The organism is Roseobacter sp. TSBP12, assembly GCF_009129705.1.
Lineage (GTDB): Bacteria > Pseudomonadota > Alphaproteobacteria > Rhodobacterales > Rhodobacteraceae > Celeribacter > Celeribacter baekdonensis_A.
On record NZ_PYIB01000062.1, the window covers coordinates 163,398 to 180,061 of the forward strand.

The 16,664-nt window shown below is 58.5% G+C and carries 14 protein-coding genes and 2 pseudogenes; 12 read left to right on the top strand and 4 right to left on the bottom strand.

The genetic code is table 11. The features are described 5' to 3' along the window. Window positions 1–172: 172 nt before the first annotated feature. Window positions 173–1,579, top strand: a complete 1,407-nt coding sequence (locus tag C8029_RS19235; RefSeq protein ID WP_152003527.1) for a calcium-binding protein — start codon at window positions 173–175, stop codon at window positions 1,577–1,579. A gap of 12 nt (window positions 1,580–1,591) precedes the next feature. Here C8029_RS19235 and C8029_RS19240 read toward each other — a convergent pair whose 3' ends face one another. From C8029_RS19240 to rbfA, 3 genes are read right to left on the bottom strand one after another with little or no spacing between them, the layout of a single operon-like run. Further along, the gene (locus tag C8029_RS19240) at window positions 1,592–2,104 is read right to left on the bottom strand and encodes a DUF1643 domain-containing protein (protein ID WP_009570601.1); all 513 of its coding nucleotides are present in this window, start codon (window positions 2,102–2,104) and stop codon (window positions 1,592–1,594) included. 39 nt (window positions 2,105–2,143) lie between these two features. Beyond that, on the bottom strand, window positions 2,144–3,052 hold the full coding sequence (truB, locus tag C8029_RS19245; RefSeq protein ID WP_009570602.1) for a tRNA pseudouridine(55) synthase TruB: 909 nt from the start codon (window positions 3,050–3,052) through the stop codon (window positions 2,144–2,146). Further along, a complete protein-coding gene (rbfA, locus tag C8029_RS19250) occupies window positions 3,052–3,489 on the bottom strand; it encodes a 30S ribosome-binding factor RbfA (protein WP_009570603.1) in 438 nt (145 codons plus the stop codon). The genes truB and rbfA overlap by 1 nt, the downstream gene beginning before the upstream one ends. Window positions 3,490–3,591: 102 nt before the next feature. Between rbfA and dapB the strand changes: the two genes are divergently transcribed. Next, entirely contained in the window at window positions 3,592–4,413 is an 822-nt protein-coding gene (dapB, locus tag C8029_RS19255; RefSeq protein WP_009570604.1) for a 4-hydroxy-tetrahydrodipicolinate reductase, read from the top strand. Between the two features lie 75 nt (window positions 4,414–4,488). Here the strand turns inward: dapB and C8029_RS19260 are convergent, their stop codons facing one another. Next, window positions 4,489–4,695, bottom strand: coding sequence for a DUF1674 domain-containing protein (locus C8029_RS19260; protein ID WP_009570605.1), 207 nt, complete (start codon window positions 4,693–4,695; stop codon window positions 4,489–4,491). A 47-nt stretch (window positions 4,696–4,742) separates the two neighbouring features. Between C8029_RS19260 and C8029_RS19265 the strand changes: the two genes are divergently transcribed. The 10 genes and pseudogenes from C8029_RS19265 (at window position 4,743) to C8029_RS19305 (ending at window position 16,573) form a co-directional block, all read left to right on the top strand. Further along, window positions 4,743–6,035, top strand: a complete 1,293-nt coding sequence (locus C8029_RS19265) for an RsmB/NOP family class I SAM-dependent RNA methyltransferase (protein WP_009570606.1) — start codon at window positions 4,743–4,745, stop codon at window positions 6,033–6,035. A gap of 135 nt (window positions 6,036–6,170) precedes the next feature. Beyond that, window positions 6,171–7,874, top strand: a complete 1,704-nt coding sequence (locus C8029_RS19270) for a heparinase II/III family protein (RefSeq protein ID WP_100220041.1) — start codon at window positions 6,171–6,173, stop codon at window positions 7,872–7,874. Between the two features lie 48 nt (window positions 7,875–7,922). Then, window positions 7,923–9,511, top strand: a pseudogene (gene purH / locus C8029_RS19275) (bifunctional phosphoribosylaminoimidazolecarboxamide formyltransferase/IMP cyclohydrolase). Window positions 9,512–9,520: 9 nt separating this feature from the next. Continuing rightward, window positions 9,521–9,994 carry a signal peptidase II gene (gene lspA, locus C8029_RS19280; protein ID WP_152003528.1) on the top strand — a complete coding sequence of 158 codons (474 nt, stop codon included), beginning with the start codon at window positions 9,521–9,523 and terminating at the stop codon, window positions 9,992–9,994. 58 nt (window positions 9,995–10,052) lie between these two features. After that, a complete protein-coding gene (locus tag C8029_RS19285; RefSeq protein WP_152003529.1) occupies window positions 10,053–10,544 on the top strand; it encodes a DUF3035 domain-containing protein in 492 nt (163 codons plus the stop codon). 224 nt (window positions 10,545–10,768) lie between these two features. Continuing rightward, entirely contained in the window at window positions 10,769–12,115 is a 1,347-nt protein-coding gene (locus C8029_RS19290; protein WP_152003530.1) for a M16 family metallopeptidase, read from the top strand. Continuing rightward, window positions 12,112–13,419 carry a M16 family metallopeptidase gene (locus tag C8029_RS19295; RefSeq protein WP_152003531.1) on the top strand — a complete coding sequence of 436 codons (1,308 nt, stop codon included), beginning with the start codon at window positions 12,112–12,114 and terminating at the stop codon, window positions 13,417–13,419. Before C8029_RS19290 ends, C8029_RS19295 begins: the two co-directional genes overlap by 4 nt. Window positions 13,420–13,488: 69 nt before the next feature. Beyond that, window positions 13,489–13,722, top strand: a pseudogene (locus tag C8029_RS23160) (ATP-binding protein); the annotation flags it as partial. Between the two features lie 74 nt (window positions 13,723–13,796). After that, complete coding sequence (gene mutL, locus C8029_RS19300) at window positions 13,797–15,392, top strand: DNA mismatch repair endonuclease MutL (RefSeq protein WP_502707613.1); 1,596 nt, start codon at window positions 13,797–13,799, stop codon at window positions 15,390–15,392. Then, window positions 15,392–16,573, top strand: coding sequence for a DNA recombination protein RmuC (locus C8029_RS19305; protein ID WP_009570614.1), 1,182 nt, complete (start codon window positions 15,392–15,394; stop codon window positions 16,571–16,573). The genes mutL and C8029_RS19305 overlap by 1 nt, the downstream gene beginning before the upstream one ends. The last annotated feature ends 91 nt before the right edge of the window (window positions 16,574–16,664 follow it).

A 16,664-nucleotide genomic window follows, 5' to 3' on the forward strand; every position in this document is an offset into this window, starting at 1 on the left:
TCTCCGCCTCACTTAGGGTATACTCGCACGCCCTTATTAGCGCCTTTTTTGCAAAATGAAAATTAACCTGCATTAACAGATATTTAGATTAACTTGTTCGGAGTTTCTCCCTTTCATTTTTAGGCGAATGGCGTAAGTTGGAACAGGGTGAATATGTGTGAGGAATGGGTGGATGCTTTGGGCATTGGCGTTGTTAGGGCTGCTTCCTGCGGCATTCGCGGTCAGCGACATGGCGATGGCGTCTGATGAGGCTGATCCATCAGACGATGCCACTGACGAGACTGTCGCGGATAGTACAGAGTCCACCACGGACACGGTTGATCTTGTCGATCCCGTGGATGAGGCCGATCTTTCGGAAGGGGTTGATCCAGCATCCGTGGGCACCACCGCCGATGACCCCGGCGAAGATTACATCGTGTCTCTCGGTTCCGGCGAAACCCAATTTGAAAATTTTATCAGCGGCGAAGACCAGGTGACCCTTGATCTCAGCGATGGCGGAACGGGTGAATTTGTCATTGAGCCAATGCTCGATGACAACGGTGCAGAAATAGGCACAAGCCTGTCCTATCTTGAGGGCCAAGGCGAAACCACTTTGTCCTTCCTCGGTCTCAAGGAGCTGCCGGTCGATGATATTTCCGTGCTGATCACTGACCCGGACACATTGGAAACAACCCTTTTTTCGCTCAGCGAGCTGGGTGACTTTGGGGCGATTGATCCAAATGATCCCGATGCCCCTGATGTGGCTGGCCCGTCGGGGAGCGCCGAGGACGATGTGCTGACACCCAATGATCCCGATGCTCCAGATGTCGCAGGGCCTGTGGGAACCGCCGATGATGACGTGCTCAGCCCGAACGTGGATGATACCCCCAGCGGTGGTGCGCCAACGGGCTCACTGACTGGCGAGACGGTCGAGTATACCTTGGGCGATGATGGCGAAACCTTCATTCTGGCTGATGATGCGATGCAGGGTGGCACTGATGCGATGCTTGCGCTCGATGATAACAACATGCCCACCATCGACGCCGAGGGAACGCTCAATATCGTCACGGGGGGCGCGGGGGATGACACGATCGCGGCGGGCGATGATGCGGCCATTATTGATGGCGGCGCGGGCAATGACACGATCTATGGCGGGGATGGCACGGCCATCCTGTCGGGTGGCGCGGGTGATGATACCATCTATGCCGGCAATGACACGGGCTCCGCCTATGTGCTGTCCGGGGATGACGGTGCGGACCATCTATATGGCGGCGACGGCGATGATACGATCCTGATGGATGCCAATGACGTGGCCGCCGGTGGCGCGGGGGGCGATAGTTTCTGGCTCTACTATGACGCCAGCGCCGGGGTCGGCCATGCCGAAATTACCGATTTTGATCAGGGCGAGGACATGCTGCGCGTGACCCTCAATCCCGATGACACCTATTCCGGCACGCTCGATGTCGAGGTCAGTCAGACCGAAGACGGCCTGTCGAGCCAAGTGATTGTGAATGGCGATGTGGTCGCGGTGCTGTACGGCTCCCCCAATGTCACGGCGGCTGATGTCGTGGTCGAACTCAGCCCCTCGGCCCTGTCCTAAACGCGCCTTGCCTTATGTCTGCGGCCAAAGCTCCGGCTTTTGGGTGTAGGCAATATAGAGCGGGTGTTTGGGATGCCCGGCCTTGGACAGGCCAAGATGAAACAAATCCCGCCCCGTGTTTCGCAAAAGCCGCTCCATATCGGCACCGCGATTCAAATGCGCGCCATGGGTGCCCCAGGCACAGACAATCTGATCGGCCCAAAGCGCAAATTCCGCAATCGTCGCGTCATTTTCCGGGCCAACAGGATCCGCCGCCTGCCGCATCTTTTTCGGATCTGTGTCGCGCCACGCGAAAATATTGGTGACGCAAAACGATCCAAACCCCAAAGTCCGCGCCCGCCGTTCACAGCGTTCCACAGTCGGATCGTTCTGAACTTCTGTGGCAGTCGATGGGTTCAGCATGACAAAAAGCGCCTTGCGCCCCTCTGGTTCCCATGTGCGGACCAACGAGTAACGATAGCGTTCGCAATCGGAATAGACGGCGGTCGAGGGCGCATCGCCTTTGATATGGGTGCGGGTGATCATCGGCGTTGAATGGCGTGTTCTGCGGATCAGATCAAGCCTTCAGAGGTTGAAAACCCGCGAGGGGTGCAATTCACCGCCCATATAGCGGCCAACGGCCAAGGGTTTGCCTTCAAATGACGCCCAAACCTCGTCGCCATATTCCACCCCATCTGCGGGATAGACCATGCCGGGATTGCCGTTCTTAAGCCGCACCGCGCCTTCGGGGGTGCAGCGCACCTCTTCGAGATCAGACAGCCCCTCTTCGACGGGCCGGATGTAGGCGTCGAGCGCTTCGGTCTTGGCCAATTTATCAATGGTGTCCACGGTGATGCCGTCTTCGGCGTCCCATGGCCCGGACCAGTTTCGGCGCAGCCATTGCACATGACCGAAACAGCCCAAAACCTCACCCAAATCGCGGGCAATCGCGCGGACATAGCCGCCCTTGCCGCAGACCATTTCAAGGATCACATGATCTGCGTCCACACGCTCGATCAGGGTCAGTTCATCGACAAATAGAGGTCGGGAGGCGATCTCGAACGCTTCGTCGGCGCGGGCCAGTTTATAGGCGCGCTCTCCGTCAATTTTCACCGCCGAAAACTTTGGCGGCACCTGCATGATGTCGCCGACAAACTGCGGCAAAGCGGCTTCGATTTCTGCGTCTGTTGGGCGGCTGTCGCTTTCAGACAGCACCTCGCCTTCGGCGTCATCGGTGTTGGTCGATTGGCCCAAACGCACGGAAAAACGGTATGATTTCAATGCATCCGTGATGTAAGGCACGGTTTTTGTCGCCTCGCCTAGGGCCACGGCTAAAACACCGGTTGCCTCTGGATCAAGCGTGCCGGCGTGTCCGGCCTTTTGCGCGTTCAACGCCCAGCGCACTTTGTTGACAACCGAGGTCGAGGTGATGCCAGCAGGTTTGTCCACGACCAACCAGCCGTGAACCTCGCGGCCCTTTTTACGACGCGCCATTACTCTTCTTCATCCCCATCAGGGGTGTCATCGGGCGTGTCGCCTTTTTGAATGTCGCGCTGAACCCGTTCGTCGGAAAAAATCCGGCGGGTCTCGTCCATCCGGTCAAACGTATCGTCCAAGGCAAAGCGCATTTCGGGCGTGTGTTTGATGCCCAAAGCCTTGCCGACCTGATGGCGAATTTCGCCTTTGTTGCGGCGCAAGGCCTCAAGGGCGGCGTCGGCATCTTTGCCACCCAGTGGCAGGATATAGGCGGTTGCGACCCGAAGGTCCGATCCCACACGCACCTCGCCCACCGTGATCGACATCATGGTGAGATCTGGATCGTGAATTTCACCGCGCGCAAGCATTTCAGAGAGACGACGCCGAATGGCCTCGCCAATGCGCAGGGTACGATGCGAACCGCTGGGTCCGCCGGAATGAGAACGTTTTGCCATGGCCGCGAGATAATCCCGATTGACCTTTCATGCAAGCGGGCTTTGCCAAACTCTTCGCCGCACGCTAAACCACGCCAACACATTCGTCAGGAGACCAAAGACATGAGTGACATCCCCGGCACCCTCCCCGGTATCGTGATCACCGGCGCATCCGGCCGTATGGGCCAGATGTTGATCAAGACCATTGTGGCCTCTGATAAATGTAAACTCGCGGGCGCGATTGAGCGCACGGGGCATGATTGGGTTGGCCGCGATGTCGGCGAGGCCATGGGGGGCACGGCGCTGGGCGTGACGGTCACCGATGATGCGTTGGAGGCGTTTTCTCAGGCGCAAGCGGTGATTGATTTCACCGCCCCCGCCGCCACGGTGGAATTCGCAGCCCTTGCGGCGCAGGCGCGGTGCGTGCTTGTGATCGGGACCACAGGGCTGAGTGAGGATGACTTGAATAAACTGTCGCTTGCGGCGCATCACGCCACGATCATTCGGGCGGGCAATATGTCGCTTGGGGTGAACCTTTTGACCAAGCTAACAAAAATGGTCTCTGCCGCCTTGGATGCCGATTACGACATCGAAATCATCGAGGCCCATCACAACAAAAAAGTCGATGCACCATCTGGCACGGCTTTGATGCTGGGCGAGGCCGCCGCCGAAGGGCGTGGGGTGTCGTTGAACGATGTGCGCGAGTCTGGACGGGACGGCATTACGGGCGCGCGCAAACGTGGGGATATTGGGTTTTCGGCCATCCGTGGCGGCGACATTATTGGCGAACATGACGTGATGTTCGCGGGCGAGGGGGAGCGGATCATCCTGCGCCATGTGGCGTCTGATCGGTCGCTTTTTGCCAAAGGCGCGCTGAAGGCCGCGATTTGGGGACAGGGGCAAAAGCCCGGCGAATATGATATGCTCGACGTGCTTGGGCTTTGATCCCGTCTTTACCGTGATCTCAATACTCAAAAGAAAGCCCGCAGATTTCTGCGGGTTTTCTTTTAGCGCTGAGGATCAAAAGTCAATCGCGAGGCCCTTTTTTTCCCAATCGCCATAGCGCACGGGTTCTGGGCCCTCACGACCGCCCAACTCAATTGGCATCTGTGCCAACGCCGCTTCGCGGGCTTTGCGACGCTCTTCGGCTTCGGCCAAAGCGCGCTGAGCGGCGGCGGGCAAATCCGTCTTTGTATCTAGGGCGGGCTTTTGTGTATCGTCGCTCATCGAGAAATCCTTGTCCGGCTTGCCCTTCTGATATACTCGCCAATGCCATGAAAACAAGATCAACCAACACCCCATCCGCAGTTGCGGGGCTTGAAGCCCGGCGTGCCGCTCTGGCGCTGCTTGACGCCATTTTGGTGGAAAAGCGGCTTTTGTCCGAAGTGCTGTTGCTGCGCACCAAAGATTTGACGCCCGAAGACCGGGCCCGCGCGCAGCGATTGGTGAGCGAATGTTTGCGGGTGATGGACCGTTGTGATCGGATGCTTGGCCCGCATTTGACCAAACGCCCCGCGCCGCATGTGATGAATGCGCTGCGCCTTGGGGTGTATGAAATCTGTGCCGTGGGGGAGGCGGCGCATGGGGTTGTAAATGCCTATGTCGCTTTGATGCAAGAACGCGCCAAGGCCAGCCATTTCAAAGGCTTGGTCAACGCGGTTTTGCGCAAAATCGACGCCAGCAAAGACAAATGGGACGTGCTGCCCGCACCGATGATGCCGAAATGGCTGCGCAAACCGTTGATCGCGGATTTCGGCAAAGAGACTGTGGCTCTGATGGAGGCGGCCCACGCGAAGGGTGCGCCGCTGGATTTGAGCATAAAGGGCGACATGGCCGGATGGGCCAAGACGCTGGGCGGCACGGTGCTCCCCACGGGCTCTCTGCGACTTGATCCGTCGGTTCAGGTCACCAAACTTGAGGGATTCGCCGAAGGCGCATGGTGGGTGCAAGACGCCGCCGCCGCTTTGCCTGCGCGCATCCTCGCGCCGCGCTCAGGTGAGCGTGTGTTGGATATGTGTGCCGCACCGGGCGGCAAAACCATGCAGCTTTCTGCGGCTGGGGCCATTGTGACGGCGCTCGATATTTCCGAATCCCGGATGAAGCGCGTGCAAGAAAACCTGACGCGCTGTGGCTTGAGTGCCGAGATCGTCGTCAGTGATGCACTTGAATATGAGGGTGGGCCGTTCGATGCGATCCTGCTCGACGCGCCCTGTACGGCGACGGGCACCATCCGGCGTCACCCGGACCTGCCGCAGGTCAAGGATGGCTCCGATTTTCCCGGCCTGTTCGAGTTGCAAGAGCATCTGATTGACCGGGCTTTGGGCCTACTCAAACCCGGTGGACGGCTGATTTATTGCACCTGTAGCTTGCTCATTGATGAGGGCGAAGAACAGGTGCGCGATGCCAAGTTGCGCCACCCTGATTTGGTTGTTGATCTTGATGCGCTCAAGATCGAGGGCGTTGATCCCGACTGGATCGGTGACGAAGGGCTACGAACACGGCCTGACTATTGGGCGGATTTTGGCGGATTGGACGGATTCTTTATCACGGTTCTGCGCCGGGGCTAAAATCGCAGCCATTTCCCAATGACATCCCGGCCCCCGCCCGCTATCTTTGTAGCTAAACGAAAATGGCCCGAAAACAGGGTGAGGCAGGCCCGAATGTCAGACAGCGAGGATTGGCGCGCAAAGACCGTTCGCCGCATGAATCAGTTTCATGCGTGGCGTGCCGCGCGTTCAAAGCCCGCGACCGGATTTGTTTCACAGCCTGAACCCAAATCCATCGGCTCTTTTGCGCGGGGACGGCAACTCATCGCCGGAAATTTTCTGTTTTCAGGGTTTTTGATTGAGGCGCCGAACACGTCGATTTGGGATTTGGACGCGCCGAGTTCCGCCTTTGTCGAAGAGTTGCATGGCTTTGCCTGGATGGATGATCTGGCTGCCGTTGGCGACATCAATGCGCGCACACGGGTTCAGGACTGGATCGAGGTCTGGATGGACCGCTATGCGCGCGGATCGGGGCCGGGATGGACGCCGGATCTGACCGGGCGTCGCCTGATCCGTTGGATCAATCACGCGCTGTTTTTTCTGTCGGGTCGGGAGGCGGAGGTCTCCAATGCCTTTTATCAAACCCTTGCCCAACAAACGATTTTTCTGTCACGCCGTTGGCAAACGGCCAGTCCGGGCCTGCCACGGTTTGAGGCGTTGACCGGGTTGATTTACGCCGGGTTGTCGCTTGAGGGCATGGAGGAACATGTGTCCCCCGCCGTCACTGCGCTGGCGCATGAATGCGAGACTCAGATTGATGCAGAAGGCGGTCTGCCGACCCGCAACCCCGAAGAGTTGTTGGAGGTGTTCACACTTTTGACCTGGGCCGCGAGCGCTTTGTCCGAGGCCGGGAAAATCGCCGAAGAGGCGCATTTGGCCGCGATAGACCGCATTGCCCCGACCCTGCGTGCGTTGCGCCATTCCGATGGCGGCTTGGCGCGGTTTCATGGCGGGGGACGTGGCACTGAGGGCCGGTTGGACCACGCTTTGGCCTCGTCGGGCAACAAGGTCGCGCCGGGCGAAGAGCTGCATATGGGCTATCTCAGGCTCTCGGCGGGACGCACGTCGATCATCGTCGATGTGGCCCCGCCTCCGGCGCTTGAAAGCTCGTTCAATGCCCATGCCTCGACCCTTGCTTTTGAGCTGACATCTGGGCGGCGTCCGTTGATTGTCAATTGCGGGGCAGGGGCAAGTTTTGGCCCGGAATGGCGGCGCGCCGGGCGGGCGACGCCGTCGCATTCGACGCTTGGCATCGAGGGGTTTTCCTCGTCGAGGCTTGGTCCGAAAAAGATCATCGGCGGGCATTTGCGCGAATATCTGGTCGATGTGCCGACCGATGTGCGCCTTGAACGCCGGGTCTCGGAGGATGGCGGCGGGTTCGTCGCCGGACACAATGGCTATATGCGCACCCATGGCTTGACCCATGTGCGTCAGATCGAATTGTCGCGCGATGGCCGCGGGATTGCGGGCGAAGACACCTTGGCCACGATCACCGCCGCCGATGAGGCGCAATTTGACCGGATGATGGACCGGTTGAAGCTTCAGGGCATCCCATTTCAGGTCCGGTTTCATCTCCATCCCGACGTGGATGCGGAACTGGATATGGGGGGCGCGGCGGTGTCGATGGCGCTCAAATCCGGCGAGGTTTGGGTGTTTCGCCACGATGGACGGGCGAAATTAAGCCTAGAGCGGTCAGTTTATCTCGAAAAAACGCGATTAAAGCCGCGTGCGGCGAAACAAGTGGTTCTATCTGCGACTGCAATGGATTATGCGACGCGCGTCCGTTGGACTCTCGCGAAAGCGCAGGAAACGCCCACGACGCTCCGCGATCTTGAGATGGACGACGAGACTTTGAGTTGATCAGCGATCTGATCTGACCTGCATTCGAGCTACCTTGGGGACTGCCACATGACCGACCTTTACCCTGTGCGTCGCGCACTTCTTTCCGTTTCTGACAAAACCGGCCTTATCGAGCTGGGCCGCGCCTTGGCCGGAAAGGGTGTCGAGCTTTTGTCCACGGGCGGCTCCGCCAAAACGCTGCGCGATGCGGGTTTGGAGGTGAAAGACGTCTCTGAGGTGACGGGGTTCCCGGAAATGATGGACGGTCGGGTCAAAACGCTGCACCCGAAAGTGCATGGCGGTCTTTTGGCGCTGCGTGACAATGCCGAACATGTCAAAGCGATGGACGAGCACGGGATTGGCGGTATCGACCTTTTGGTGGTGAACCTCTACCCGTTTGAGGCCGCTTTGGCGCGGGGTGCCGACTATGATGAGATGATCGAGAACATCGACATTGGCGGGCCCGCGATGATCCGTGCCTCGGCCAAGAACCACGGGTTTGTCGCTACTGTGGTGGATGTCGAAGATTACGATGCGCTGATTGCCGAGCTTGAGGCAAATGACGGTCAGACCACCTATGCGTTCCGTCAAAAGCTGGCGCAAATCGCCTATGCCCGCACCGGTGCTTATGACGCCGCAGTGTCCAATTGGATGGCGGATGCGATTGGCGAGACCGCGCCGCGCCGCCGCGTGGTGGCTGGTCAGATCAAACAGACCCTACGCTATGGTGAAAACCCGCACCAATCTGCGGCGTTTTACACCGATGGCTCGGACCGTCCCGGTGTGGCGACGTTCACTCAGCATCAGGGCAAAGAATTGTCCTACAACAACATCAACGACACCGATGCGGCGTTTGAATTGGTGGCCGAATTCGACCCGGCGGAAAGCCCCGCTGTGGCGGTGATCAAACACGCCAACCCATGCGGCGTGGCCAAGGGCGCGACGCTTTTGGAAGCCTATCAAAACGCATTCGATTGTGACCGGACCTCGGCGTTCGGCGGCATTGTTGCGCTGAACCAAGCTTTGGACGCAGAAACTGCCAAAGCCATCACCGAGATTTTCACCGAGGTGGTGATTGCCCCCGGCGCGTCAGATGAGGCGAAAGCGATTTTTGCCGCGAAAAAGAACCTGCGCCTGTTGACCACTGAGGGCCTGCCGCAGGTGTTGGCCAAGCTCAACACCATTCGTCAGGTCGCGGGCGGCTACCTGTTTCAAGACAAGGATGCGGGTTTTGTCGGCATGGATGATTTGAAAGTCGTCACCGAGAAAGCGCCGACACCCGAGCAGATGAAAGACTTGTTGTTCGCGTGGAAAGTGGCCAAACACGTCAAATCCAACGCCATCGTTTACGTCAAAAACCAAGCCACCGTGGGCGTTGGTGCGGGGCAAATGTCGCGTCTCGACTCCGCATTGATCGCGGCGAAAAAGGCCGAACGTATGGCCGAGGCCATGGGCCTGCCGCAGCCGTTGACCATTGGCTCCGCTGTGGCGTCTGATGCGTTCTTCCCCTTCCTGACGGGTTGTTGGAAGCGGCGGCCGCGGGCGCGACCTGCGTCATCCAACCGGGTGGCTCGATGCGCGACAACGACGTGATTGATGCCGCAAACGAGGCCGGGCTTGCCATGGTCTTTACCGGCATGCGTCACTTCCGTCACTGAGGGCACAGAATGCGGCTCACAACTTATGCAGCGCTGATCACCTTTGTGATCGACCAGCTCAGCAAATGGGTTGTGGTCCATGCACTCAACCTCAGATCGGTGGGGGAGATCGAAGTCTTCCCCCCCTATCTGGTGTTTCGGATGGCATGGAATCGCGGGGCGAATTTCGGTCTATTCGCGGAACATGGCGCGCTTTTGCGCTGGGGGTGGGTGATTTTGGCTGTGGTGATTTCGGCTTGGGTTCTGAGCTGGGTCAAACGCGAAAACTTCACGCGACTTGGTCAAATCAGCGCCGGTCTTTTGATCGGTGGTGCGTTGGGCAATGCCTTGGATCGCATCCTTTATGGCGCTGTGGCGGATTTCCTCAACACCTCTTGCTGTGGTTTCAGAAACCCCTATGCGTTCAATGTCGCCGATATTGCCATTTTTGCCGGCGCCTTTGGTCTCATCCTTTTCACTGGCGAGCGTAAAAACCGCGCGTGACCTTGGCCGCGCCATGGTCTAAACATAGCTCTGACGCGATGGTGCGGAGGAAAGTCTTATGGTTTCAAAATCGGTTCGCTCGGGCATGTGCCTCTTGGCTTTGACGGCGCTCGTGGCCTGTGGTCAGAGCCGCGCATTGACCCCGAATGCGGTCAAAACCGGACCGGATGAGTTTGGCCTCGTTCCGAACAAAACGCTTCAGCAGCCCGCAAGTTTTTCCTCTCTGCCCGTGCCAACGCCGGGAGGGACCAATCTGACGGATGCGACGCCGAAAGCGGATGCGATTTTGGCGCTTGGGGGGCGTGTGCCGCCCGCAACCGGGATTGATGGCGGCATCGTCAGCTACGCCTCTCGCTACGGCGTGGACCCTTTGATTCGCACGGACTTGGCGACATCGGACGCCCGCCGCAGTAAAGCCCGCTCTGGCTTCCTTGGACTTGGTGGCAAATCCTATGAACGGGCCTACCGCGGTCTTGCTCTGGATGCTGTCGCCGAATGGGAACGCTTGCGTGCTTTGGGCATTGTGGTGCCCTCCGCGCCACAGGATTAAAGCGTTCCGCCATAAACCTGAATCACGGGTTTACGGCGGAACGTCCACTCCATTGATATGTCTGGCAGCGTCACGCCTTTCCCCTATCTCAGATGAAAGGCGTGACGCTTTAAACCCGCCTCCCGATTGATCAAATCCCCGTCACCCCACCTTGCCCTTCACGCGCTTTGCGCGCAACTATGGGCCTGTCGTCCGCGAATGGACCCGACAAAGAAGGTGACCGGATGAAACATGGCCTGATCGCAGCCTTGATTGCGTTTTCTACCCCCGTTTTTGCGGCAGATGTCAGCACATATACGCTCGACAACGGTATGCAGGTTGTGGTGCTCGAAGATCACCGCGCCCCCGTTGTGGCCCACACTGTGTGGTACAAAGTGGGAGCCGCCGATGAACCCATGGGCAAAAGCGGCATCGCGCATTTTCTTGAGCATTTGATGTTCAAAGGCACTGATAAAATGGCCGCAGGCGAGTTGTCCGAGACAGTGACGCGCAATGGCGGATCGGACAATGCCTTCACCTCATGGGATTACACCGCCTATTATCAACGCATTGCCGCGGATCGGCTGGGCCTGATGATGGAGATGGAAGCGGACCGGATGCGTCATCTTCAAATGACCGAAGAGGATGTCGCGACCGAACGTCAGGTGGTTTTGGAAGAGCGCAACCAGCGCACGGACAATGACCCCGGTGCCCTGTTTCGCGAACAAACCCGTGCCGCGCAATATATGAACCATCCTTATGGCGTCCCGGTGATCGGTTGGCGGCATGAGATGGAACAGCTCAATCGTGAGGACGCCTTCGCCTTTTATCATCGTTATTATGCCCCCAATAATGCGATCTTGGTTGTGGCCGGGGATGTCGATCCCGATGCGGTTTATGAGCTGGCCAAAACCTATTACGGCCCGATTGAGCCAACGCCAAATTTAGGTCCGCGTGTGCGCCCCTCTGAGCCGCCGCAATTGGCCGAACGACGTTTGACGATGTCGGACGCGCGCGTGGCCCAGCCCTCTGTGGCGCGGACCTATCTGGCCCCGGAACGCGATCCCGGCGATCAAAAAACAGCCGCCGCCCTGAGCATTCTGGCGGAGCTTTTGGGAGGCAATTCGACGACCTCCTTTCTGGCGCGCACGCTCACGTTTGAAAATCCCAAGGCGATTTATGCGGGCGCTTACTATGATGGCTCTTCCATTGATAAGGGTACTTTCAGTCTGGTGATGGTGCCAAAGCCGGGGGTCTCCCTGCAAGAAGGCGAGGAGGCGCTGGACGCTGCCGTTGCCAAATTCATGGCAGAGGGGATTGATCTGGACGAATTGGCGCGGCTCAAAACCCAACTGCGCGCCGGACGTATTTATGCCGAAGACAACATCGAAGGGCTCGCGCGTCAATATGGCGAAGAACTGGCGATTGGCCTGTCGATTGAGGACATTGAGGCCTGGCCGGATAGTCTTCAGGCGGTGACGCCGGAAGATGTGATGGCGGCCGCCGCAGAGGTGTTTGACCGCCGTCATGCGGTGACGGGATGGTTGATGCCGGAGCAACAACCCGAGACACAACAAGGGGCAGACGGATGAAACGTTTCACAGTCGCGCTGATGGCGCTGGTTTGGTTCGCACTCCCCGTGCAAGCCGCCGTTGAGGTCCAGGACATCACCACGCCGGGCGGGATCAATGCCTGGTTGGTCGAGGAACACTCGATCCCCTTCACAGCCCTTGAAATCAGCTTTCGCGGCGGCACGGTCTTGGATCGTCCCGGCAAACGCGGGGAGGTCAATTTGATGATGGCGACCTTGGAAGAGGGTGCGGGTGACATGGATGCACAGGGCTTTGCCAAAGCCCGCGACGCCTTGGCCGCGAGTTTTGATTTCGGCGCTTATAGCGATTCGGTTACCATTTCCGCCCGATTTCTGACGGAGAACCGCGATGAAGCGATGCAGCTTTTGCGTCAGGCCCTGATGGAGCCGCGCTTTGACCAAGATGCAGTGGATCGGGTGCGCGGGCAGGTGATGTCGATCTTGCGAAATGCTGAAACCGATCCCGGCGACATGGCCTCTAAGGCGTTCAATGCGATGGGTTTTGGCGACCACCCCTATGGCAGCGACGACAATGGCACATTTGACAGCGTCGCAGGTCTGACCCGCGACGATATGTTTGCTGCAAAGTCCCGTGTGATGACCCGCGATCGGATTTATGTTGGAGCGGTGGGGGATATTTCGGCTCAGGAACTGTCCACACTTTTGGATGATCTGCTTGGCGATCTTCCCGCCACTGGGCCAAAGTTGCCGAACCGCGTTGACCCTGCTCTGGCGGGTGGCATCACGGTTGTGCCGTTTGAAACACCGCAATCCGTTGTGATTTTTGGTCAAAAGGGCATTCGGCGCGATGATCCCGATTTCATCCCGGCCTATATCGCCAATGAGATCCTGGGTGGCGGGGCGGATTCCCGGCTGATGCGTGAGGTGCGTGAAAAGCGCGGGCTGACCTATGGGATTGGGGCTTATCTTGTCGCTTTTGACCATTCCGAGCTGATCATGGGGCAGTTTTCATCGGGCAATGGTTCGGTCTCCGAGGCGGTGGATGTGGTCAAACAGGAATGGGCCAAAATCGCCGCCGATGGCATCACTGAGGAAGAGCTCGACATAGCTAAAACCTATCTGACCGGCGCCTACGCACTGCGGTTTGATGGCAATGGCCCGATTGCGCGCATTCTTGTCGGCATGCAAATGGATGGGCTGTCCAAGGACTATATTGCCACGCGCAATGATTTGGTGAATGCGGTCACGCTTGATCAAATCAACCAGGTGATCAAACGGATTTATGATCCTGAAACGCTGACATTTGTCGTCGTTGGTCAGCCGGATGGACTTCAAACCAACTGAGCTGGCGGATGAAACGGCACGTCGAAATGTCGTGGTCGAATCGGAGAGGATTATGCTACCTCTAGTGGCATGAATTTACCTCACCGCAACATAAGCCAAGATGAACCGCGCTCCCAATCGCGTCCTGTGATCCGTCAACTCGACGAGGGCGCGATCAACCGCATTGCAGCGGGCGAGGTGGTCGAACGGCCTGCCTCCGCTGTCAAAGAGCTGGTGGAAAACGCCATTGATGCGGGGGCGCGCCGGGTTGAGATCGACTATGCCGATGGCGGGAAAACCCTCATTCGGGTGAGTGATGACGGCTGTGGCATGACGGGTGACGACTTGCCCTTGGCCCTGTCGCGTCATGCCACGTCAAAATCGACGGTTCCGACCTGTTGGACATTCACACCTTTGGCTTTCGCGGTGAGGCTTTGCCCTCTTTGGGTGCTGTCGGACGGCTCAAAATCACCTCTCGGGTCGAGGGTGGCGAGGGCGTCACCCTGTCCGTCTCTGGCGGGCATATGGACCCGGTGAAGCCCGCCGCCTTGACGCGCGGCACCGTGGTTGAGCTGAGTGATTTGTTTTACGCCACGCCGGCGCGGTTGAAATTCCTGCGCACGGACCGGGCTGAGGCACAGGCGATTTCGGACGTGATCAAACGTCTGGCGATGGCCGAACCCTATGTCGGCTTTACCCTACGCGATGTATCGGGTGGCGGCGAGGGTCGGGTGGTGTTCCGGGTTGATCCTGAAAACGGCGATATGTTCGACGCGCTGCACGGGCGTCTGGCCAAGGTTTTGGGCAAAGAGTTTGCCGAAAATGCTTTGGCGATTGATGCCGAGCGCGAGGGTTTGACGCTGACCGGCTATGCTGCGCTGCCGACCTATTCACGCGGCTCCGCGGTCTCGCAGTTTCTCTTCGTCAATGGCCGTCCGGTGCGCGACAAACTTTTGGTCGGGGCACTGCGCGGGGCCTATTTTGATTTTCTCTCGCGCGATCGCCATCCGGCGGCCTGTTTGTTCCTTGAATGCGATCCGCATTTGGTCGATGTGAACGTGCATCCGGCAAAATCCGAGGTGCGGTTTCGTGATCCTGGGATCGCGCGCGGCTTGATCGTTTCTGCCTTGCGTCATGCTTTGGCTGGGGCGGGACATCGGGCATCGACCACGGTGGCGCATGCCACATTGGGGGCGATGCGGCCGGAGGTGACGGACCCGCGAGTCTATCAAATGGACCGGCCTTCGATGGGCGGATACGCTGCGCCTTATCGCCCGTCATCCGAGGCGACGGCGCAAAGCTATGCCTGGCAAGCGCCCGAGCACCCCGTGCGCAATGAGACGCCGGGGTTTGCCGAAATGTCTGTGCCCTCTGCGCGGATGGAACGGGTTGCGCAGCAGCCCGAAACCGAGGCCTTGCCTTTGGGGGCGGCGCGCGCGCAGGTACATGAAAACTACATTATCGCCCAGACGGAACGGGGCATCGTGATCGTCGACCAACATGCGGCACATGAGCGGCTGGTCTATGAGAAACTGAAACACCAGATGGCGGAACATGGTGTCAGATCACAGGCGCTTTTGATCCCCGAAGTGGTGGATCTTTCTGCCAATGATGCGCAGATGCTTTTGGATCTGGCCGAGGATCTGGCCCGGCTTGGGCTGGTGATCGAACCCTTTGGCGGTGGCGCGATTGCGGTGCGTGAAACGCCTGCGGTGCTGGGCCGCGTCGATGCCAAGGCGATGATCAACGACATTTTGGATGAGCTGGCGGATCTGGGTGACAGCTTTACGATTCAGGCGCGGATCGAGGCGGTGTTGTCGCGCGTGGCGTGCCATGGGTCGATCCGCTCTGGTCGTCGGATGCATGCCGAGGAAATGAACGCCTTGCTGCGCGAGATGGAGGCCACGCCGCATTCCGGTCAGTGCAACCATGGCCGACCGACCTATGTCGAACTGAAGCTGTCCGACATTGAACGCCTGTTTGGACGGACCTGATGGATAAGATAACGGAGGCCGGGTTGGCGTTGGATCAGATGATGATCTTGATTTTTGGCGGCATCGCGGCGCTGGTTTTGATCATGGTGATTTTGCTGTTTGTGTCGGTGCGCCGCTCTGGCGCTGCGATGCGGATGAGCGGACCAATGATGCATCAAATGGGACAATTGGGCCAAACGGTGCAACACCTCTCTGATGGCCAACACCAACTCGCCGGCGGGCTTCAACACGTCTCTGAGGCGCAAGCCGCCGCGCAAAGCCATATGATCCAGATGATGGAAAAGCGGTTGTCGGATGTGTCTTTGGCGATGTCTGAGAACCTTCAGGGGTCGGCGCGGCGCACGGCGCACTCATTAGGCGAGCTTCAGCAACGGCTGGAGACGATTGATAAGGCGCAGGCGAATATCGAAAAGCTGTCGGGCAATGTCTTGTCGCTGCAAGACATCTTGTCGAACAAGCAAACCCGTGGTGCCTTTGGGGAAATTCAGCTCAATGACATCGTCAGCAAGGCGCTGCCGAAAGACAGCTATACGTTGCAGGCGACGCTGTCGAATGGGCGGCGCGCCGATTGTTTGATCCACCTGCCAAACCCGCCGGGCCCGATTGTGGTCGATAGCAAATTCCCGCTTGAGGCCTATGAGGCGCTGCGGCGCGCGGACACGCAATGGGAGCTGAACGAGGCGGCGAAAATGATGCGGACCTCGGTGAAAAAGCACATTTCAGACATTTCCGACAAATACATCCTTGAAGGCGAAACTGCCGATGGGGCGTTGATGTTTTTGCCCTCTGAGGCGGTCTATGCCGAGCTTCACGCCAATTTCCCGGAGCTGGTGCGCGAAGGGTTTGATAAAAAGGTCTGGATCGTGTCGCCCACCACCTGCATGGCGACGCTTCACACGATGCGGGCGATTCTCAAAGACGCCCGGATGCGCGAACAGGCGGGGGCCATTCGCAAGGAATTGTCGCTTTTGTCCGGGGATGTGGAACGGTTGGGGCAGCGGGTTGGCAATCTGGACCGGCATTTTGGCCAGGCCTCGAAAGACCTTGAAGAGATCAAAATCTCAGCAGAAAAAGCCGGAAAGCGGGCCAATCGACTTGATAATTTCGACTTTGAGGAGCTTGCACCTGATGCGGAAGTGGTGCGTGTGCCGAGCGTCGGAGCGATTGCGCCAAAGCTCTGAGCAGGGTAGGCTTTTCGTGTGTTGACCTGTGTCATGTCAGTCTGATGCCGGATGTTGCACAGTGATTTACCACAGACGGACCAGATATTTA

Excerpts from the sequence above, each read along its gene's own strand:
- C8029_RS19265 (WP_009570606.1), top strand. The coding sequence starts at position 4,743 with ATGAAAACAAGATCAACCAACACCCCATCCGCAGTTGCGGGGCTTGAA.
- C8029_RS19260 (WP_009570605.1), bottom strand. The coding sequence starts at position 4,695 with ATGAGCGACGATACACAAAAGCCCGCCCTAGATACAAAGACGGATTTG.
- C8029_RS19305 (WP_009570614.1), top strand. The coding sequence starts at position 15,392 with ATGGATAAGATAACGGAGGCCGGGTTGGCGTTGGATCAGATGATGATC.
- C8029_RS19235 (WP_152003527.1), top strand. The coding sequence starts at position 173 with ATGCTTTGGGCATTGGCGTTGTTAGGGCTGCTTCCTGCGGCATTCGCG.
- truB (WP_009570602.1), bottom strand. The coding sequence starts at position 3,052 with ATGGCGCGTCGTAAAAAGGGCCGCGAGGTTCACGGCTGGTTGGTCGTG.
- rbfA (WP_009570603.1), bottom strand. The coding sequence starts at position 3,489 with ATGGCAAAACGTTCTCATTCCGGCGGACCCAGCGGTTCGCATCGTACC.
- dapB (WP_009570604.1), top strand. The coding sequence starts at position 3,592 with ATGAGTGACATCCCCGGCACCCTCCCCGGTATCGTGATCACCGGCGCA.
- lspA (WP_152003528.1), top strand. The coding sequence starts at position 9,521 with ATGCGGCTCACAACTTATGCAGCGCTGATCACCTTTGTGATCGACCAG.
- C8029_RS19295 (WP_152003531.1), top strand. The coding sequence starts at position 12,112 with ATGAAACGTTTCACAGTCGCGCTGATGGCGCTGGTTTGGTTCGCACTC.
- C8029_RS19240 (WP_009570601.1), bottom strand. The coding sequence starts at position 2,104 with ATGATCACCCGCACCCATATCAAAGGCGATGCGCCCTCGACCGCCGTC.
- C8029_RS19270 (WP_100220041.1), top strand. The coding sequence starts at position 6,171 with ATGAATCAGTTTCATGCGTGGCGTGCCGCGCGTTCAAAGCCCGCGACC.
- C8029_RS19285 (WP_152003529.1), top strand. The coding sequence starts at position 10,053 with ATGGTTTCAAAATCGGTTCGCTCGGGCATGTGCCTCTTGGCTTTGACG.
- C8029_RS19290 (WP_152003530.1), top strand. The coding sequence starts at position 10,769 with ATGAAACATGGCCTGATCGCAGCCTTGATTGCGTTTTCTACCCCCGTT.